The organism is Novosphingobium profundi, assembly GCF_020524485.1.
In the GTDB taxonomy this organism is placed as follows: Bacteria; Pseudomonadota; Alphaproteobacteria; order Sphingomonadales; family Sphingomonadaceae; genus Novosphingobium; species Novosphingobium profundi_A.
In genome coordinates this window covers 19860-38935 of record NZ_JAIVLF010000003.1, presented here as the reverse complement: position 1 = coordinate 38935, position 19076 = coordinate 19860, and the positions used below count along the sequence as shown (strand labels likewise).

The following is a 19076-nucleotide window of genomic DNA, read 5'->3' as shown; positions in this document are numbered from 1 at the left end:
CACCTCTCTCAAGCATCGGGGTGCAAGGGCCCTGAGGTAGACAGTTTTGGGAGCCCGAGGGCGATGGCCCTCGGACCAATTCTTTTCCTTTTGGCTGATTTGATCCCGGGCAATTGAATTGGCCGGAAAAGGGCCCAGATAAAGCCATGGAAAATTTTGGTGGGGCACCTCTTGTGTTGCAAAATTGCAACACCATATCCGGGGTGTCAGGAGGCAAAACAGACCATGAATCTCGAAAAGTTCACCGACCGCGCGAAGGGTTTCCTTCAGGCCGCGCAGACCGTGGCCATCCGCAACAACCATCAGCGCATCAGCCCTGAGCACATCGCCAAGGCCCTGCTCGAAGATGGCGAGGGTATGGCCGCGGGGCTGATCCAGCGCGCCGGTGGCAATCCCAAGATCGCGGAAAGCGCCATCGACAAGGCGCTGGGCAAGATGCCCGCCGTGTCGGGCTCGGGCGCGCAGGCGACGCCGGGGCTCGACAACGACGCGGTCCGCCTGCTCGACCAGGCCGAGCAGCTCGCGACCAAGTCGGGCGACAGCTACGTGACGGTGGAGCGCATCCTGCTCGCGCTGGTCCTCGCCGCCACCACCGAGGCGGGCAAGGCGCTGGCCTCGGCCAACCTCAACGCCAAGGCGCTCGAAGCGGCGATCACCGAACTGCGCGGCGGGCGCACGGCGGACAACGCCTCGGCCGAAAACGCCTACGATGCGATGAAGAAGTACGCGCGCGACCTCACCGAGGCGGCTCGCGAGGGCAAGCTCGACCCGGTCATCGGCCGTGACGAGGAGATCCGCCGCACCGTCCAGATCCTTGCCCGCCGCACCAAGAACAACCCCGTCCTCATCGGCGATCCGGGCGTCGGCAAGACCGCCATTGCCGAAGGCCTTGCGCTGCGCATCGCCAATGGCGACGTGCCCGACAGCCTCAAGGACCGCACGCTGATGGCGCTCGACATGGGCGCGCTGATTGCGGGCGCGAAGTACCGGGGCGAGTTCGAGGAGCGCCTGAAGGCCGTGCTCGACGAAGTGAAGGGCGCCGAGGGGCAGATCATCCTGTTCATCGACGAGATGCACACGCTGATCGGCGCGGGGGCGTCCGAGGGCTCGATGGATGCGGGCAACCTCTTGAAGCCCGCGCTCGCACGCGGCGAACTGCACTGCATCGGCGCGACCACGCTCGACGAATACCAGAAGTACGTCGAGAAGGACGCGGCCCTCCAGCGCCGTTTCCAGCCCGTCTTCATCGGCGAGCCCACGGTCGAGGACACCGTCTCGATCCTGCGCGGCATCAAGGAGAAGTACGAGCTGCACCACGGCGTGCGCATCACCGACGGCGCGCTGGTGGCGGCCGCGACCCTGTCCAACCGCTACATCACCAACCGCTTCCTGCCCGACAAGGCGATCGACCTCATGGACGAGGCCGCGAGCCGCATTCGCATGGAAGTGGAGAGCAAACCCGAGGAAATCGAGAAGCTCGACCGCCGCATCATCCAGCTCAAGATCGAGGAGCAGGCGCTCGCCAAGGAGAACGACAGCGCGTCTGCCGACCGTCTCGTCACCTTGCGCGAGGAACTGGCGAACCTCGAACAGCAGTCGAGCGAGCTGACCACCCGCTGGCAGAACGAGCGCGACAAGATCGCGGCGGAAGGCAAGATCAAGGAGAGCCTCGACAAGGCCCGGATCGAGCTCGATCAGGCGCAGCGTTCGGGTGACCTTGGCCGCGCAGGCGAGCTGTCCTACGGCACGATCCCCTCGCTGGAACGCCAGCTGGCCGAGGCGCAGGCCCAGTCGGCCAACGCGCTCCTGCGCGAGGAAGTGACCGAGGACGACATTGCGGGCGTCGTCTCCAAGTGGACCGGCGTGCCGGTCGACAAGATGCTGGAGGGCGAGCGCGAGAAGCTCCTCAAGATGGAGGAGGTGCTGGGCAAGCGCGTGATCGGGCAGGGCCAGGCCGTCCAGGCTGTCTCCAAGGCGGTGCGCCGTGCGCGTGCCGGCCTGCAGGACCCCAACCGTCCGCTCGGCTCGTTCCTGTTTCTGGGCCCCACGGGCGTGGGCAAGACCGAGCTCACCAAGGCGCTCGCCGAATTCCTGTTCGACGATGACAGCGCGATGGTGCGCATCGACATGTCCGAGTTCATGGAGAAGCACGCGGTCGCCCGCCTGATCGGCGCGCCCCCGGGCTACGTGGGCTACGAGGAAGGCGGCGTCCTGACCGAGGCCGTCCGGCGCCGTCCCTACCAGGTCGTGCTCTTCGACGAAGTGGAAAAGGCCCACCCGGATGTCTTCAACGTCCTGTTGCAGGTGCTCGACGACGGGCGTCTGACCGACGGGCAGGGGCGCCAGGTGGACTTCACCAATACGCTCATCATCCTGACCTCGAACCTGGGCAGCCAGTTCCTCACCCAGATCGAGGACGGCAAGGACGTCGAGAGCGTCGAGCCGCAGGTGATGGAAGTCGTGCGCGGGCATTTCCGGCCCGAGTTCCTCAACCGTCTGGACGAGGTCATCATGTTCCACCGTCTGGGTCAGGACCACATGGGCCCGATCGTCGATATCCAGGTGGCGCGCGTGCAGAAGCTGCTCAAGGATCGCAAGATCGTGCTCGACCTGTCCGATGCGGCCAAGGCCTGGCTGGGCCGGGTGGGCTACGATCCGGTCTACGGCGCACGGCCTTTGAAGCGCGCGGTGCAGAAGTACCTGCAGGACCCGCTCGCCGAAAAGCTGCTGGCGGGCGAGATCCCCGACGGCTCACAGCTGGCGATTGGCGATGGCGACGGGGCACTGACGATCACCGTGGAGTAATAAGGGAGATTCAAGGGGCCATCGCCCCTTGGACCCCCAAACGGTCGACCTCACCTTTCTCAAGCGCCGTGGCGTGAGAGCCCCGGGCAAGACGGTATGGGGAGCCCGAGGGCAATGGCCCTCGGATCTACCTAATTCTCCCAACCCAAATGAAAGGGCCCCGGGATCGCTCCCGGGGCCCTTTTTGGTGTGCCGTGCGGCGCGGCTATCAGAAGCGCGCGGTCACGCCGACCTTGTAGTAACGGCCCATGAAGCCGCTCCAGTAGGTGTCGAGGCCGCCACCCGCGGGCGCCGGGTAGGGCGCGTTGGTGTCGAACACGTTGTCGACCATCAGGCGCAGGGTGTAGTCTTCGTTGATGTCGTAGCTGATCGAGCTGTTGACGAAGGCCACGGCCGGACGGGTCGGGTACTGGTAGGTGTTCGCCGATGCGTCGGGATCGCGCTCGGCCTTCCCGATGTACTGCACCTGCGTGTAGGCCGTGAAGGGCCCGTTCATGTAGCTCGCGTTCACCGTGAACTGGTGCTTCGAGTAGCCGATGCTGCCACGGTCGGTCTGGATGTCACCCGTGCCGATGCGCGTTTCGAGCGTGTCGATGTACTGGTACGAGGCGCCCAGCTGGATCGCGCTGTTGGCGCCCAGGAAGGGGGTGTCGGTGAAGTAGTGCAGTTCGCCGATCAGACCCTTGTACTTGTACGAGGCCGCGTTGAGGTAGCCGGTGCGGATGAATTCCACCTGGCCGTCCGCGTCGCGGTCGATCTGGTCGCAGGCCGCGCTCGGGAAGCTGGTCGCATCGTAGCAGGCTTCCAGCGTGCCGTCGGCATCGACGCTGACGATCGCGTTCTTCAGGTTCACGCTGACCCAGTCCACCGCGAGCGAGAAGCCGGGCAGGAAGGTCGGGGTGAAGATACCGCCGATGGTCCAGCTGTCGGCCACTTCGTTTTCCAGGCTGGTGTTGCCCGAAAGCGAACCGCGCGAGGTGAAGTCGACGATGGTCGAGGTGAAGTCGGCGGGAAGACCGTCCGCTGCACAGTTCGCCGCACGGTTGGCCGGGTTGGGGCCTGCGGTGATGAAGCGTGCATCGCACGGATCGTCGGCGGTGGTGAAGATCTGGCTCGTCGGGTTGTAGAGCTCGGTGATCGCGGGCGCGCGGATCGAGCGCGTGAAGTTGCCGCGAATGCCGAAGTCCTTGAGGAAGCTGACCTTACCGCCTGCGGTCCAGGTGAGGTCACCGCCCGCCAGCGAGTTGTCGACGTAGCGCCCGGCGCCGTGCAGCTCGGCCGAGTACAGGAACGGGACGTTCATGTCGGGCGAGATGAGCGGAACCTGGAGTTCGCCGAAGACTTCGTTGGTGTGGTAGCTGCCGCGGACCGGATCGATCGGGATCGAACGGCCGTACTGGGTGCGCGCGCCATCGGGATCGTTGGGGTCGACCGCGCCGTAGAAGAAGGCACCCGGATCGAACGAGGACTTCTCGTTGCGGTGTTCATAGCCCAGCGCGAAGCCGACGCCGCCTGCGGGCAGGTCGAACAGCGTGCCGGTGATGTCGGCGGTGACCATCCACTGCTCGTTCAGTGCGGTGGGGTGCGCGGTCGTGGTGATGTACTCACCCACTTCCGGACCGTTCTGGTTGCCGAACGGGTTGAACGGCACGCAGGTGGCCGAACCGGTCTGGATCGGCGAGTTGGTGTAGCCGTCCTGGCAGCCGGCCAGCGCGTTCTCGAAGTTCTGCTGGACCAGCTCGCGGCTCGAACCCTTGGTCTTGGAACGGCCGTAGTTGCCGATCACTTCCCAGGAGATGTCGCGGCCCGCGACGTTGAAGTCACCCTCAAGACCGCCGGTGATGCGGTAGAGTTCCACCGTCGAGCTGCCACGGCCCGACACGAGGTCGGTGTTGGCACGGCCCAGGTAGAACACGTCCTGGCCCTCGGGCAGCTGCGCGGCGATGGTCTGGCGCGCGGCATCGCTGAGGAACGGGTTCGACAGCGGGATGATGAGGTTGCCGTCGGGATCGCCCGCGTCGCCGAACAGCCAGGTGTTGTAGACCGGCTGGGTGCGCAGTTCGGTGCCCTTCGAACGGGCGTAGTTGAAGTCGACCGTCGCCTTGATGCCGTCGGTCAGCTCGTAGTCGGCGTGGGCGTAGCCCAGGTAGCGCTCAACCGGCGAAAGCAGGTTCGAGAGCGGGACCAGGCTCATGCCGTTGCCGCCCGCCGAGGCCGTGGCGCCGTGCACGGTGCCGAAGTCGATCGGGGCGAGGTTGCCGTTGCGGTCGAAGCCCAGCGTGTTGCCCTGGTCATCGAGGATGCCGTAGTTGAGGCCCGGCGCGCCGAGCGGGCCGAGATCACCGGGGATGATGTCGATGGTGGAGGGAAGGCCGTAGGGGCTCAGCGCGGGGATGCGGCGATCCTCGATGATGACCTGGCTGTAGGGCGAATCCTCGACCGGCGAGGTGTAGAACAGGCCCGCAGCGGTGCGCTTGCGCGCTTCGTAGGTCATGCCCTCGGTGCGGTTGTATTCGAAGGAGCCCACGATGTGGCCGCGCCCGCCACCGAAGCTGGTGCCGGCCAGCGCGCCAAGGCGGTGGTTCGCACCGTCACCGCGCCTGGACAGGCCGGTCTGCGCGTTAAGCTCGATGCCCTCGTATTCCTTCTTGAGAAGGATGTTGACGGTACCCGCGATCGCGTCGGCGCCGTAGATCGGCGCGCCGCCCACGGCGACGGTCTCGATGCGGTCGAGCGCGAGGGTGGGCAGGGTGTTGAGGTCGACCTGCGAACCGGCGGCAGAGGGGCCGAAGATCGAGGCGGTGTTCGAGCTGACGAAGCGGCGGCTGTTGACGAGGGTCAGCGTGCGCTGCGAGCCCAGGCCGAAGAAGTTGATGAAGCTCTGGCCCGAACCGAAGCTGCCACCCTGGCTGCCCGTGGCGCTGGCGCCGGGGGTGCCGAAGGCGGGAACCATGCTCAGCGCGTCGGCAATGTTGGTGAGGCCGCGCTTCTGCAGAAGCTCGCTGTCGAGGATGATCGAGGGCTCGTAGGTGTCCGCGTTGGTGCGCGCGATGCGCGAGCCGGTCACGATGATCGCGTTGTCCGGGCTCTCTTCGGTGGCGGCCGGAGCGCTATCCTGCGCGAGGACGGGGGTGGCGCTCAGTGCCACGGTCGTGAGACACGTAGCCCCGATGAGCGCGGTGCGCATGATGTTGGTCTTCAATGGTTTGCCCCTTGTTTTACACATACGCCGCGGTCGCTCGCCAGCACCGGGGGGTGTTGGATCGGCAAGCGCAACGGGGTAGGAGGGCTACCCCCTCGCGGCGTCGGGGGACGGATCGCGCTGATGGCGCTCCGGGGCAACACCTAAGACAACTGACTTAGGACATTTCATAAGTAGTGTAATAAAGTTGCCACACTTGAGTGGCGGGCATGTGCTCTGCTGCCAAATTTGTGTTTCAAAATGTACAAAGAGTGCAACTTTACGCATCGCTGCGCGTTTTGGCCGGGGTTTTATTACATGCGCGCGAAATGTTCGTAGGCAGCCAGCCTCCCGCTAAGCCCGCGAGCGGCTGCCCGTCAGCGCACGCGGTGCGCCTTGACCCCCATGTGGCCGTTGAGCCGCATCCAGTAGGTGCCAAAGGCGGCCGCTTCGAATTCCACGCTGTCGCCCACCTTGGGGGCGGACGCGCTGCGCCGCTTCGTGGTGGTCTCCCAGACCGCATCGGCCTCGGCAATGGTCACGCGGTAGTAGCCGCGCGGAAGGCCCTCGACCCGGGTGATGGTCGAGACGAGGGTGTCCTCGTCGCCGTCGCGGGCCTCCTCGTTGTCCGCTTCGGCGGTTTCGGCCCTGGCGCTGCGGGTCTTGGAGAAGATCGCGATCTCGGGCACGGCAAAGCCATAGAGCGAGCGGCGGACCTGGCGGGCCTCGTCCTCGTCGACGATGGCGACCGCGCCGGTATCGCTCGCGGCCAGAAGCGCGGCGCTTTCCGTGTCGAAGCAGGCGAGGCGGGCGGCATCATCGGCAAGCGCGCGGCACTGGGCGAGCCCGCGCAGCGCGGCGGGCGGCTCGCCACTTTCCTGCGCACCTGCGGCGAACGGCGTCAGGGCCAGCGCGGCGCCGAGGGCGGCGAAGGTGGCGAACGGGGCGCGCAGGCGCTGAGTGCGGGCAGAACGGGCGGTCTTGGCAGCCATCGGTCTTCAGGTCTCCTCGGCACGCGTGGCGGTGCTTGTGGCCGAGCATAGCAGTGGCCTGCTCAAAATGAAAAGCCGGATCATGTCCCGGAAAAGGCGTCGGAAAATCTCAGGCCGGGACAGGCCCCTTGCGCATCCATCCGGTGACCGCATAGCGCCGGTTGGGGGCCGCGCGGGTCACTTCGCTGACCGAATGGGCCTGCCCGACGCGGATGAGGTCGAGCGTGTTGAAGGCGGGCACGGCGATGCGGCCCTGCTCGCCCCCGTCATGAAGCAGCAGCAGCCCGCCCCATTCCGCGCGCCAGGCCGGATTGAGGCCCAGCACATAGGCCGCGTGGCGCCGCTTGCCCGCCACCGCGTCGTCGTGCGCGGTAAGAAAGTCGCCCGGCGCATAGGCGGTTCCTTGCGCGTCGGCGAAGGTCAGCGCGCTCTCGCCGGTGACCGCGCCCAGCAGCGCGCGCACGGGCGCCGAGGACATCCAGGTGGCAAAGCGGGCCAGCGGATCGGTGCTTTTTTCCCGTGCCTTGGCGCCGTCGGGGACGCGCAGGGCCTCGTAGCGGAACTGGAAGCCGCTGCGGGCGCCCGCGTAGACCGCATCGTCCATCGCTTTGGCCTGCTCGGGCGAGAAGCTCTTGCGGGTCGGGCGGTCGAGCTCGAAGCTCTTGTCCCCGCTGTTGATGACCTGCACCCAGTCCTCGCGGGCGCGCAGCTCGCGCCACAGCGCCTCGGCGCAGCTCTCTTCGAGGAAGTCCTTGAGGCGCGTGTGGCCGCCTTGCGCGAATTCGTCGGCGGCCGCCTTCGTGTCGAGAGCGGGATTGAGCGCGAAGGTCAGGGACGTTGAGGTCAGGGACATGGTCGGGGGCGCGGCTTCGTCTGTGATTTCCATCAATGCACATCGCCGGGCGGCTTGGGAAAGACGCGGGGCCTGTGCTACTTGCGGAGCCACGATGACGCTATCCCTCTTCGAGATCAATCCCGCGCTCGACCGCGCGGCCCTTCGCGCGAAATTCCTGGAGCATGGCCGGGTGCAGGTGCGCGATTTCCTGAAGCCCGAGGCCGCGCAGACGATCCGCGGCGTCCTGGAAAAGGAGACGCCCTGGGGGCTCGCCTGCCAGGCCGGGGAGGAGCCGCACACCACGCTGCGCCCCGAGCAGATCCAGGCGATGAAGCCTGAGGAGCGCCAGGCGCTGGCGCAGAAGATCTACGGCGCGGCCGGCAAGGGCGAATACGCGGTGCGCTTTGCCAATTACCCGATGCTCGACGCGTACCTGCAGGGCTGGGACCGCAACGGCCCGCTCGCGCTCCTGCTTGAACACATCAACGATGCGCCCTTCCTGCAACTGGCGCGCGACATCTGCGGTATCCCGGAGCTGCGCAAGGCCGACGCGCAGGCGACCCTGTTCGCGCCGGGTGACTTCCTGGGGCCCCACACCGACAGCCACGTCGCCGAGGGCTGGCGCGTCGCCTACGTGATGAACTTTGCGCAAGCGGACTGGCACCCCGACTGGGGCGGCTACCTCCACTTCCTTGATGAGGACGGCGACGTGGTCGAAGGCTGGCGCCCGCGCTTCAATGCGCTCAACCTGCTGCGCGTGCCGCAAAGCCACATGGTGAGCTACGTCGCGCCCTTCGCGCCCGCGCGGCGCCTCGCCATCACCGGCTGGCTGCGCGATCGGTGAGCGTCTCGCTCGACATGGCGCGCATCGGCCAGTTGCGCGAGGCCGCGCTCAGCGCCGAAAAGGCAGGCCGCGCAGGCGAGGCGCAGGGCCTCTTCGATAAGGCACTCGCGCTGGCACCCCATGAACCGCGCCTCCTTAACAGCGCCGGGGGCAGCGCGCTGCGGCTGGGCGATACGACGCGGGCCGAGGCGCTCTATGCGCGTGCCTGCAAGGCCGCGCCGGGGGAACTGGAATACGCGGTCAACCACGCCATCGTGCTCGAACAGCTGGACCGCGCAGGCGAGGCGGCGCGGCTCCTCCAGGGGCTTGAGGCGAAGGGACGTCACGAGGCGCGCTACTGGTCGACACGCGGTTCGGCCGAACGGGCGAGCGGCGATCTGGCCGCGGCCTCGGCCAGTTACGAGGCGTGCCTCGCGCTCAATGCGGGGCATGTGCGCGGCCTGCACGGACGCGCGCGCATTGCGCTCGAACGCGGCGAAGGGGATGCGAGCGCGCGCTACGCCAAGGCGCTCGCGGTCAACCAGGGCGATGCGAACCTGTGGCTCGGCCGCGCGATGGCGCTGGAAGCCGAAGGCCAGTTTGCCGAGGCGCGCCAGATCGCCGATGCGCTCAGCGCGCAGATGCCCGGCTGGCTCGACGCGCACCGCTACCTTGCCGAACTGCGTCTCAACACCGAGGAGGGCGCGCTGGAAAGTGGGCGCTTTGCCGACCACTACGCGGCAGCCAGCCGCGCGCTGCCCGGTAACGCCGCGCTGGCGCTGGCCTGGGTCGGTGCGCTGAGCGGCGCGGACTGCACCGCCCAGGCTCACGCGGCGGGGGAAGACGCGCTGGCGCGTATGCCGCAGGACCCTGACGTGCGCGTGGCCGCCGCAACCGCAGCCAGTGCCGCGCGTGATTTCGCGCGCGCCGATGCGCTCTTTGCCGATCTGCCCGCGCGCGAGGGGCGCCCCGGTGTGCTTGCTCGGGTCGAGGAAGCGCGCCACCGCCTGCGCTGCCGCGACCCGGAACACGCCGAGGCGCTGCTGGCGCGCGCGCTGGCGGATGCGCCCCATGATGTGTCGGGCTGGGGGCTGCGCTCGCTGGCCTGGCGCATGCTCGACGACCCGCGCGAGGAATGGCTCCACGGCCAGCCGAACATGGTGCGCCGCCTGCCGCTCGCCATCTGCGATGCCCAGTGGGCCGAGATCAAGGCGCTGCTCCACGCGCTGCACGAAACCTCTTTCGTGCCGGTCGGCCAGTCGGTGCGCGGGGGCAGCCAGACGCGCGGCGGGCTCTTTGCGCGCACCGAGGCACCGCTCAAGGTCCTGCACGATGTGATCCTTCAGGTGATCGAGACCTACCGGACGGGCCTGCCACCGCGCGACAACGGCCACCCGCTGCTCGCACAGCGCGACGAAGAACTGGCCATCGCAGGTTCGTGGTCGGTGCGGCTGGGGCCAGGCGGACGCCACACGGTCCATATCCACCCCCAGGGCGTGCTCTCCTCTGCACTCTACATCGACCTGCCGCCACTTGCTCAGGATGTCCCCGGCGCCGGCTGCCTCGAGGTGGGCGGCGCGCCGCCCGAAATGGGCCTCGACCTGCCCCCGCGCCAGATCGTGCCCCCGCTCGAAAAGCACCTGACGCTCTTTCCCAGCACGCTCTTCCACGGCACCGCGCCGTTCGCGCAAGGGCGCCGCATGACCGTGGCTTTCGACGTGGCGGTGCGCAGCTAAGGCTCAGAGGGGTCTCAAAAAGGGCAGGGGAAAGGAAGAAGGAATTCCGAGGGCCATCGCCCTCGGGCTCCCCATACTGTCTGGCGCACCTTTCGCGCGCTGCGGTGGCGCGGAGAGGTGAGGCCGCCCGTTCTGGGGGCAAGGGGCGATGGCCCCTTGAAAAGAGGTCTTTCCAGCTTCCCTCGTTCGCTGTTCCCGATCAGGGGCCTCGGGCCGCGCGGACAAATACAGCATCGATTGGAGCATCTGAAGTGGGCCGGTTGCGGAACGTCGGATTACGGACGGACAAAGTAGATTGGCGCCGCATGAGTGAGCATCCAACTCTTCGTCATTCCCGCGAAGGCGGGAATCCAGTCAGCGCACCGCTTCAAATCCCAGATCCGTGGCCAGATCGCGTCACGCCGGATTACCTTCCTCGATCAGTCGGAGCTTCCAGCCTCGGTTCCATAACGAGTGCTGAAGCCGTGGAAATGATTGCTGCGGTGCTGGGCGAGGCGGTGGATCAGATTCGACGTAACTCCGGTGTAGAGCGTGCCGTTTCGGCCCGAGGCAAGCATGTAGACTGAGGGCGCGAAGGTATCCTTCATGGCGAGGTTGCTACTGGATTCCCGCCTTCGCGGGAATGACGAAGGCGGTGAAAGGTTGGGCCCTGTGCAGCCGCTGCATCAAAGCCGCCCGCTCTGCCTGCTGTCCGTTGAGCGCGAAGGCAGCTTCGAAGACGACCAACCCGGCTGCTGAGCGTCGCAAATGAGCGCGAACCCGACGTAGGAATTTGTCCACGCCGCCAAGCCATTATCGGCCGTGATCGGTTGCCTGCGCCAGGCTCGACAATTTGGAGAGCCCGAGGGCGATGGCCCTCGGAACATCTACCTTTTACCTTCTCTCTCAGTCCTTCTCGCCGAAGAGGCGGCAGGCGACCGCGTCGAGGCGGCGGACGAGGGCGGGATCGCGCGCGTCGGGGGCGGTGATGAGCGCGTATTCGAGGGCGGTGTCGATGCCGACCGGCTCGCGCCGTTCGGGCAGCCCCTTGGCGAGTTCGCGCACCGTTTTGCGTGCGATTTCCGCGTTCTTGTGCATGACTTCGAGCACGTGGCTGACTTCCACGCCCTCTTCCTCCTCGCGCCAGCAGTCGTAGTCGGTGACCATGCCCAGCGTGGCGTAGGGGAGTTCGGCTTCGCGTGCGAGGCGCGCTTCGGGCATTGCGGTCATGCCGATCACGTCGGCGCCCCAGGCCTGGTACATGCGGCTTTCCGCGCGGCTGGAGAACTGCGGGCCTTCAATGCACACGTAGGTGCCCTTGGTGTGGACGTGCCCGCCCGCCAGGCTCGCGGCCTCGCCCAGCGCTTCGCGCAGGCGCTCGCAGGTAGGGTCGGCCATCGAGACATGGGCGACGAGGCCCGTGCCAAAGAAGCTGTTGGTGCGCTGGCTGGTGCGGTCGATGAACTGGTCGACCATGACCATGTGCCCGGGCGCCATGTCCTCGCACAGCGAGCCGATCGCCGAGAGCGAGACGACATCGGTAACGCCGCAGCGCTTGAGGACGTCGATATTGGCGCGGTAGTTGATCTGCGACGGCGGGATCGCGTGGCCCGCGCCGTGGCGCGCGAGGAACGTGAAGCGCACGTTGCCGATACGTCCGGTGGTGACCGGGCCGGATGGTTTTCCGAAGGGGCTGGCGACCTCGATCTCCTGCGCGTCCTCCAGTTCGATACCGGCCGCAAGACCCGATCCACCAAGGACCCCGATGTGCCAGAACGGCGATTTTTCAGCGCGCAAGGATACCTGCCATGATGATGTCGAGAGTGTGTTCGCGATAGCGGTCGCGCAGGGTCTCGGTCAACGTGTCCTGGTCGAAGCAGTGCTTGAGGACGAGGCGCGCCGAGAAGAAGCGGTCGGCCGCCCCGGTCACGGTGAAGTAGAAGAGCTGCGGGTCGGTGGGGCGGAAGACCCCGGCCGCCACGCCGTCGCCGATCAGGCTTTCGTAGGCGCGGTACATCGGCGACAGGTAACAGTCAGCGATGCGGCGTGCCTCGGCATCGTCGCTCTCGCGGATGACGCGCATGGTCAGGCGGTTGAGGTAGGGCACCTCGTAGAAGGTGTCGACGACCTTGAGGATATGGCGCCGCAGCTTGGCCTCGGGGGCCCAGCCGTCCTTGGCGACCAGCGCGTCGACCGAGGTGACGATGGCCTCCCAGTCGCGGTCGAGGAGGGCCTTGAGCAGCCCCGCCTTGTTGCCGAAGTAGTACTTCACCAGTGCGGAGTTGAGCCCGGAGCGCAGCGAGAGTTCGGAGAGCGAGATGTCGATGACATCGCCGTCGCGCATGATCGCGCTGGCCGTGTCGAGCAGCAGCGCGCGCGCGCCCGGGGGGGCATTGAGATCCTGTTTGTCCGCCATGTCCTGATCCTTCCTCGCTCCCGCCGCGCGGTGCAAGCCCTTTTGCAGGCTCTCTTTTCCGGCTTGGCTTTTTACTTCGGTCCCATGCGCACCGCGCCGTCGAGACGGATCGTGGCGGCGTTGAGGTAGTCGTTCTCGGCGATGAACAAGGCCAGGCGCGCGTATTCCTCGGGCTGGCCCAGGCGCTTGGGGAAGGGGACCGCGGCGCCGAGCGCCTCCTGGACGGGGGCGGGCATTCCGGCGACCATCGGCGTTGCAAAGATGCCGGGCAGGATCGTGTTGACGCGGATGCCGTCGGCCATGAGGTCGCGCGCGAGGGGGAGCGTCATCGCCGCCACCCCGCCCTTGGACCCGGCGTAGGCGGCCTGGCCGATCTGCCCGTCCTCGGCCGCGATCGAGGCGGTGTTGACGATGACCCCGCGCGCGCCGTCCGGCCCTTGCGGGGGCAGCGTGGTCATGCCCTGTGCGGCATAGGTGCAACACCGGAAGGTGCCGACGAGATTGATCGCGACCGCTGCCTCGAACAGCGCCATGTCGTGGCGCGTGCGCGCCCCGCTGTCCCGCTCGCGCCCGACAGTGCGGGCGGCTGGCGCGATCCCGGCGCAGTTGACCAGGATCCGCTCCTGCCCGTTGGCCGCGCGGGCCTGCGCAAAGCCCTGCGCCACGCTGTCTTCATCGGTAACGTCGACCACGCAAGCGACGGCTCCGATCTCCTCGGCCAGCGCCGTGACGGCCTCGCGGTTGCGGTCGAACAGGGCGACCTTCACGCCCTGCGTGCGCAAGGCGCGGGCGGTGGCGGCCCCCAGGCCCGAGGCCCCTCCGGTGACGATCGTTGCGACATCCTCTGCCAGTTTCATGGCTTGTGATTCCCTTCTTTGGGCCGCGCCATTTTGCCCTTGCAGCATGGGCTGCAGGGGCACCGTTGCATTCTTGCAATCGGCTTGATCCGGGTGCGGCTTGTTTAACCGCGTGATTAAGTCGGAGGATTGAAAGGGTCAATTGCGCTCGGTCGGAATATCGGAGCTAAGCAATAAGATTTCACAATCATGTGCTTTTCCGAAAGATGGTCACGTGTAAACCAAGCGCATGCGCATTTGTCGTGCGGGGCTGCGATGCAGCGGAAATCGACCGACAAAACATGAGCAACAAACGGCGCCCACAGTGATGTTGCAACAAGGCAACAGGCGTCGCGTCATTTTTCCGTCATGCACAACATGGGATTGAAAGGCGCCCGCGAGAACGCAACAAAACTGACGCATGGCGGTCCTGCGCGCAACGCGTGTTGGACCACCGGCATCCGGGTCACCTGGCAGGATTGGTCACGCACCTGTCGGGAGATCTGAAGCAACAAGGGACACACAACTAGTGAAAACACACCTGAAGAAGGCCGCGCTGATCAGCGCGACGAGCCTGACCGCGGCGGCGGCTCTGGTCTCGACGAACGCCTATGCCCAGACCGGGCCGGCCGAGGCGTCCGAGCCCAGCGGCGAGATCATCGTCACCGGTTCGCGCATTGCGCGCCGCAACGTGGAATCGGCAGCGCCTGTCGCCGTCGTCGACAGCGAAGAGTTCGCCCTGTCGGGTGCGGTGAACGTCGAAAGCGTCATCAACACCCTGCCGCAGGTTGTTCCGGGCACCACCTCGTTCTCGAACAACCCGGGTGGCGGCGTCGCGACGCTCAACCTGCGCGGTCTGGGTTCGGCACGTACCATGGTCCTGGTCAACGGCCGTCGCTGGATGTTCTACGATACCCAGCAGATCGTCGACCTCAACACCATCCCCTCGTTCCTGCTCGAGTCGGTCGACGTCGTGACCGGCGGTGCTTCGGCCGTGTACGGTTCGGACGCGCTTGCAGGTGTCGTCAACTTCCGCCTCAAGGACGTGCAGGGCCTTGAAATGGGCGCGCAGTACGGCGTTACCAGCCGTGGCGACGGCCAGCGCCTGACCGCCAACTTCGCCTTCGGCGGCGAATTCGCCGACGGCCGCGGCCACGCCACCGTCTACGGCGAATACTACGACCGCAAGGACGTCTTCGCCTCGGCCCGCAAGTTCTCGGAAGACGTGAACTGGGACGACTACGAAGGCGGCATCATCCCGGGCGGTTCGTCGACCACCCCGCAGGGCCGTTTCACCTCGACCCTCGCGGCCGCTGACTGCCCCACCGGCAACGTCTACTGCTCGCCGGGCGCCTTCTACGAGACACCGGGTTCGTCGCGTCCGCGCGTCGGCACCGATCTCTACAACTACGGTCCCGTCAACTACCTGATGGTTCCGCAGGAACGCTACCTGATGGGTGGCTATGCCGACTACGAATTCTCGGACGGCCACACCGCCTACACCGAAGTTTCGTACGTCAACAACCGCGTTGCCAACGAACTGGCCGCCACCCCGGTGACCGGCACGTTCAACATCGACATCGCGACCGCCTCGCAGTTCATCTCGGCTGCCGACGTTGCCGCGATGAACCAGCTCGACACTGATGGCGACGGCCAGGTGGCCATGTCGGTCCAGCGTCGTACCCTCGAGGTCGGTGCGCGTAACTCGCTCGACGAGCGTAGCGCCTTCCGCGTCCTGCTCGGTGCGCGTGGTGAGATCACCAGCAACATCAACTACGACGCGTACTACATGTTCGCGCGTACGCGTAACTCGAACATCCAGAGCGGCAACGTCTCGCGCTCGGCCTTCCAGGCCGGTCTCGACGGTTCGGCTCCGGGCATCAACATCTACGGTCCGGGCACGCTCACGCAGGCCATGGCCGACCAGATCGCGATCACCGCGCAGAACACCGAGATCTCGACCCTCCAGGTCGCTTCGGGCGTCATCAGCGGTTCGCTGTTCAACACCGGCATGAGCCGCGACGATGTCGGCTTCGCGATCGGTGCGGAATACCGCCGCGTCTCGTCGGAGTTCATCCCCGACACCGCGCTGTCCTCGGGTGACGTGATCGGCTTCAACGCTGGCCTGCCGACCCAGGGCGCCTACGACGTCAAGGAGCTCTTCGCCGAGCTTCGCGTGCCGCTCGTGACCGACACCCCGGGCGTCTACCGCCTCGAGGCGACCGGCGCTGTGCGCTATTCGGACTACTCGCTCGGCGCCGTGGGCGGCGTGTGGGCCTATGCCGGTGGCCTCGAATACGCGCCGATCCCGGACGTGACCCTGCGCGGTCAGTACCAGCGTGCGGTCCGTGCTCCGAACGTGGACGAACTGTTCGGCGGCCAGTCGCAGGGCTTCCCGGGCGCAACCGACCCGTGCGGTGCCAACCAGGCTGCGGCCGGCCAGACCGACGTCGTGCGTCAGCTCTGCGTTGCCAGCGGCGTTCCCAACAGTGCCGTCTGGACCGACACGATCCAGCTCAACACGCAGATCCAGGGCCTGTTTGGCGGCAATGCCGACCTGCAGGAAGAAACCTCGGACTCGTGGACGGCCGGTGCGGTCTTCACGCCGACCTTCCTGCCGGGCTTCGTCGCCACGGTCGACTGGTACAACATCAAGGTCGACGGTGCGATCTCGACGCTGGGTGGCGGTCTCGCGAACTCGCTGAACCTGTGCTACAACGTGATCCAGGACATCAACAGCGAGTACTGCCAGGCCTTCGTTGGCTCGCGTAACGCTCTTGGTCAGCTCGACGGCGAAAACCCGCCGGCGATCCTGAACGCCAACACCGGCGCGCTGGAAGTCGAAGGTATCGACTTCGAAGTCAGCTACATGACCAGCATCGGCAAGGGCCTGATGGGCGAAGATGCGCGCATCTCGTTCAACGTCCTGGGCAACTACACGATCAGCAACATCTACACTCCGGTGGCCGACCTGCCCGAAGAGACCTATGAGTGCGCCGGCCAGTTCGGTACGCTGGTCTGCGGTCAGCCGACTCCGAAGTGGAAGTGGACCTCGCGTCTGAGCCTCATCGATGGACCGCTGACCACCAGCATCCGCTGGCGCCACGTGGGTGCGGTGAGCGACGACGATCCCTCGACCGAGTACGCGGTGGAGCGTCTGGGCTCGTACGACCAGTTCGACCTCACCCTTTCGGCCGACGTCAGCGAGAACTTCACGCTGACCGCAGGTGTCAACAACCTGTTCGACAAGCAGCCGCCGATCATGGGCGACAACCAGCAGCAGACCAACACCTGGCCGGGTGTCTACGACGTGCTGGGCCGCGACTTCTTCATCTCGGGCCGCATGACCTTCTAAGGTTTGCAACCGGGACGAAAGTCCACGTGAATTGGGGGCGCCGGGCATCTGTCCGGCGCCCCTTTTTCATGGGCGATGGTCCCTTGAAATCATTACAGTCTTCCTCCGCTTCCTTCCTGGCGAAGGAGGGAAGATGAACTTTCCGAGGGCCATCGCCCTCGGGCTCCCCAAACTGTCGAGCTTACTTTGCGCGCGCTGCGGTGGCGGAGAGAGGTGAGGTTGCCGATTTCGGGGGCAAGGGGCGATGGCCCCTTGGATCTGGATTGCCCTCTTCCGCCTCCTTCCTCGCGAGGGAGGGAAAGATGAACTTTCCGAGGGCCATCGCCCTCGGGCTCCCGGAACTGTCGAGCTTACTTTGCGCGCGCTGCGGTGGCCGAGAGAGGTAAGGTCGCCCGTTTTGGGGTCAAGGGGCGATGGCCCCTTGGATCTGGATTGCCTTCTTCCGCTTTCTTCCTTGCAGGCCCATTCGCATTCGTCTGGACGGGGTCGGAACTCTGCGGGTAAGGCGCAGGACATGGCCCGCAAATCCCGGAAGAAGCGCTATCTCACCGCCACGCTGCCCGATGGCTATGTGAAGACGATTGGCCCCACGGCAGATCCCTTCACCCACTACTGGCGCATCGTGGCCGAGCTGGAGAATGGCAAGACCGAGGTCTTCTGGGGACACACCCGCAGTCTGGCAGAGGCGAAGAAGTTGAAAGGACCCGCTGGCGACGGCGCGCGCAAGCGGGGCTGGGCGGGTTATCGCTTCGAGATTGCCGAACTTGTCGAAAACGAGGAGCCGCCCGAATCCCAGCCATAGGCGGGCCTCCCTGAAGCCTTGCCTGCTGTCGCGGGGCGCGTGGGCGGGATCAGTGGTTCGAGAACCTGCCACAGCCGGTCTCCGGCGGCGTTCCAGCTCAACTGGGCGGCGCGCTGGCCCCCTCGTGCGACAAGGTGGCGGGCAAGCTCGCGGCTGGAGAGCAGGGCGTCCACGGCTTCGCGCCAGGCCCGCGGATCCTCGGGCGATACGAGGAGGGCGCCATCGCTGCAAACCTCGGGCATGGCACCGGCATGGGCGGCGATGACGGGCGTGCCGCTGTGCATCGCCTCGACAGGAGGGAGGCCGAAACCTTCGGTCAGGGAGGGAAACAGGAAGGCGCTTGCGCCTGCATAGAGCGCGCGCAGTTCGGCATCGCTGACGAAGCCGGTGAAGAGGGCATGGGCGGGGGGCGTCCAGCCCCGGTCATGGTAGGCGAGCGCTCCCGGCCCACCGGCAACGACCAGCCGTTGGCCCCCGGCTAGTGGGGCCTGCAGCGCCTCAAATACCGTGCGCATGTTCTTGTAACCCTTGGCCGATCCCATTGTCAGGACGTAGCTGCCGCGGGAAAGGCCGAGCCGCTCGAGCACTTCGTTGTCGGGGGGCTCGCGGGTCAGGTGGTCGGTGCCGTTGTGGACCACATCGATCTTGTCGAGCGGGGCGATGCCGAAGCTGGCGAGGCTTTGCCGGGCGAATTCGGAGACGGTGAGGACGCGGCGGGCGCGGCGACCGATCCAGGGCAGCAGGTGGCGATAGGCGCGCGCCTGGCGCCCGGAATAGTCCTCTGGGTAGAGGAAGGTCTGCGCGTCGTGGATCATCACCGCGCTGTTTGCGTGCAGCAGCGGGGCCAGATTGCAGAAATTGACGAGCAGAGCGCGGCGTGCGGCGCGCGGAAGGGTGAGCATTTCCCAGCCCTGACCGGTGCCGAAGGCGCCTTTGCGCACTTCGGGCGTGAGCCCCGCCAGCGCTTCGGCGCCGGGGGGGCTGAGCAGACGGACCGTGTGCCCGTGTTCCTCGTGCCCGCTCGGGCCACGCGTGCGCGAGGTCGCCTGCCCTCCCGGCTGGCGGGCCCGGCGCACCAATTGCTGCGTGAATTCGGCCGCAGTGCGGTGGACCCCGTTGAGCCCGGCGCCCAGGAACTTGGCGTTGACGTGGATCTCACCCATGGACCTGCCCCCCGGTCCGCGCCACGGGGGCCAGGGTTCCTGCGCAGGCTGGCCTGTCGACCTTGCCGATCCGGGCGGGATGCGCGCTGAGCGTGGGGCGGTTGGGGGCGGCAACGGGGAACCTGGGCATCGTGATTACTCCGTGAGGCCAAA

14 protein-coding genes are annotated in these 19076 nt (G+C 66.6%); 5 read left to right on the top strand and 9 right to left on the bottom strand.

The genetic code is table 11. From position 1 onward, the window contains the following. Positions 1 to 225: 225 nt before the first annotated feature. A complete protein-coding gene (gene clpB / locus LC060_RS06445) occupies positions 226 to 2805 on the top strand; it encodes an ATP-dependent chaperone ClpB (RefSeq protein WP_226633738.1) in 2580 nt (859 codons plus the stop codon). A 208-nt stretch (positions 2806 to 3013) separates the two neighbouring features. Here clpB and LC060_RS06440 read toward each other — a convergent pair whose 3' ends face one another. The 3 genes from LC060_RS06440 to LC060_RS06430 all read right to left on the bottom strand — a co-directional run bounded on the left by LC060_RS06440 (position 3014) and on the right by LC060_RS06430 (position 7864). Then, on the bottom strand, positions 3014 to 6007 hold the full coding sequence (locus LC060_RS06440) for a TonB-dependent receptor domain-containing protein (protein WP_226633737.1): 2994 nt from the start codon (positions 6005 to 6007) through the stop codon (positions 3014 to 3016). A 356-nt stretch (positions 6008 to 6363) separates the two neighbouring features. Continuing rightward, on the bottom strand, positions 6364 to 6978 hold the full coding sequence (locus tag LC060_RS06435) for a hypothetical protein (RefSeq protein WP_226633735.1): 615 nt from the start codon (positions 6976 to 6978) through the stop codon (positions 6364 to 6366). 109 nt (positions 6979 to 7087) lie between these two features. Beyond that, positions 7088 to 7864, bottom strand: a complete 777-nt coding sequence (locus LC060_RS06430) for a 2OG-Fe(II) oxygenase (RefSeq protein ID WP_226633733.1) — start codon at positions 7862 to 7864, stop codon at positions 7088 to 7090. Positions 7865 to 7925: 61 nt separating this feature from the next. Between LC060_RS06430 and LC060_RS06425 the strand changes: the two genes are divergently transcribed. Further along, positions 7926 to 8657, top strand: coding sequence for a 2OG-Fe(II) oxygenase (locus tag LC060_RS06425; RefSeq protein WP_226633732.1), 732 nt, complete (start codon positions 7926 to 7928; stop codon positions 8655 to 8657). Beyond that, the gene (locus LC060_RS21020) at positions 8654 to 10372 is read left to right on the top strand and encodes a putative 2OG-Fe(II) oxygenase (RefSeq protein ID WP_226633730.1); all 1719 of its coding nucleotides are present in this window, start codon (positions 8654 to 8656) and stop codon (positions 10370 to 10372) included. The genes LC060_RS06425 and LC060_RS21020 overlap by 4 nt, the downstream gene beginning before the upstream one ends. 419 nt (positions 10373 to 10791) lie before the next feature. Here the strand turns inward: LC060_RS21020 and LC060_RS06415 are convergent, their stop codons facing one another. The 4 genes from LC060_RS06415 to LC060_RS06400 all read right to left on the bottom strand — a co-directional run bounded on the left by LC060_RS06415 (position 10792) and on the right by LC060_RS06400 (position 13624). Then, a complete protein-coding gene (locus LC060_RS06415) occupies positions 10792 to 10959 on the bottom strand; it encodes a GIY-YIG nuclease family protein (RefSeq protein WP_319005408.1) in 168 nt (55 codons plus the stop codon). Positions 10960 to 11257: 298 nt separating this feature from the next. Next, positions 11258 to 12148 (bottom strand): S-methyl-5'-thioadenosine phosphorylase, encoded by an 891-nt coding sequence (mtnP, locus tag LC060_RS06410; RefSeq protein ID WP_226633728.1) that lies wholly within the window; start codon positions 12146 to 12148, stop codon positions 11258 to 11260. After that, complete coding sequence (locus LC060_RS06405) at positions 12138 to 12767, bottom strand: TetR family transcriptional regulator (protein ID WP_226633727.1); 630 nt, start codon at positions 12765 to 12767, stop codon at positions 12138 to 12140. The genes mtnP and LC060_RS06405 overlap by 11 nt, the downstream gene beginning before the upstream one ends. A 71-nt stretch (positions 12768 to 12838) precedes the next feature. Beyond that, entirely contained in the window at positions 12839 to 13624 is a 786-nt protein-coding gene (locus LC060_RS06400; protein WP_226633725.1) for an SDR family oxidoreductase, read from the bottom strand. 508 nt (positions 13625 to 14132) lie between these two features. On the opposite strand from LC060_RS06400, the gene LC060_RS06395 reads away from it, so the two are divergent. Both LC060_RS06395 and LC060_RS06390 read left to right on the top strand, forming a co-directional pair. Further along, positions 14133 to 16958 (top strand): TonB-dependent receptor domain-containing protein, encoded by a 2826-nt coding sequence (locus LC060_RS06395; RefSeq protein ID WP_226633723.1) that lies wholly within the window; start codon positions 14133 to 14135, stop codon positions 16956 to 16958. A 514-nt stretch (positions 16959 to 17472) separates the two neighbouring features. After that, positions 17473 to 17760: a hypothetical protein gene (locus LC060_RS06390; RefSeq protein ID WP_226633721.1), complete on the top strand. Its 288-nt coding sequence runs from the start codon at positions 17473 to 17475 to the stop codon at positions 17758 to 17760. Here LC060_RS06390 and LC060_RS06385 read toward each other — a convergent pair. Both LC060_RS06385 and LC060_RS06380 read right to left on the bottom strand, forming a co-directional pair. Then, complete coding sequence (locus LC060_RS06385) at positions 17700 to 18923, bottom strand: glycosyltransferase family 4 protein (RefSeq protein WP_226633720.1); 1224 nt, start codon at positions 18921 to 18923, stop codon at positions 17700 to 17702. The genes LC060_RS06390 and LC060_RS06385 overlap by 61 nt on opposite strands. Further along, complete coding sequence (locus tag LC060_RS06380) at positions 18916 to 19053, bottom strand: hypothetical protein (protein WP_226633718.1); 138 nt, start codon at positions 19051 to 19053, stop codon at positions 18916 to 18918. Before LC060_RS06380 ends, LC060_RS06385 begins: the two co-directional genes overlap by 8 nt. Between the last annotated feature and the right edge of the window lie 23 nt (positions 19054 to 19076).

Coding starts and splice junctions, on each gene's coding strand:
- LC060_RS06415 (WP_319005408.1), bottom strand. CDS start 10,959: ATGAAGGATACCTTCGCGCCCTCAGTCTACATGCTTGCCTCGGGCCGA.
- LC060_RS06400 (WP_226633725.1), bottom strand. CDS start 13,624: ATGAAACTGGCAGAGGATGTCGCAACGATCGTCACCGGAGGGGCCTCG.
- LC060_RS06390 (WP_226633721.1), top strand. CDS start 17,473: ATGGCCCGCAAATCCCGGAAGAAGCGCTATCTCACCGCCACGCTGCCC.
- LC060_RS06430 (WP_226633733.1), bottom strand. CDS start 7,864: ATGGAAATCACAGACGAAGCCGCGCCCCCGACCATGTCCCTGACCTCA.
- LC060_RS06405 (WP_226633727.1), bottom strand. CDS start 12,767: ATGGCGGACAAACAGGATCTCAATGCCCCCCCGGGCGCGCGCGCGCTG.
- LC060_RS06435 (WP_226633735.1), bottom strand. CDS start 6,978: ATGGCTGCCAAGACCGCCCGTTCTGCCCGCACTCAGCGCCTGCGCGCC.
- clpB (WP_226633738.1), top strand. CDS start 226: ATGAATCTCGAAAAGTTCACCGACCGCGCGAAGGGTTTCCTTCAGGCC.
- LC060_RS06380 (WP_226633718.1), bottom strand. CDS start 19,053: ATGCCCAGGTTCCCCGTTGCCGCCCCCAACCGCCCCACGCTCAGCGCG.
- LC060_RS06385 (WP_226633720.1), bottom strand. CDS start 18,923: ATGGGTGAGATCCACGTCAACGCCAAGTTCCTGGGCGCCGGGCTCAAC.
- LC060_RS06425 (WP_226633732.1), top strand. CDS start 7,926: ATGACGCTATCCCTCTTCGAGATCAATCCCGCGCTCGACCGCGCGGCC.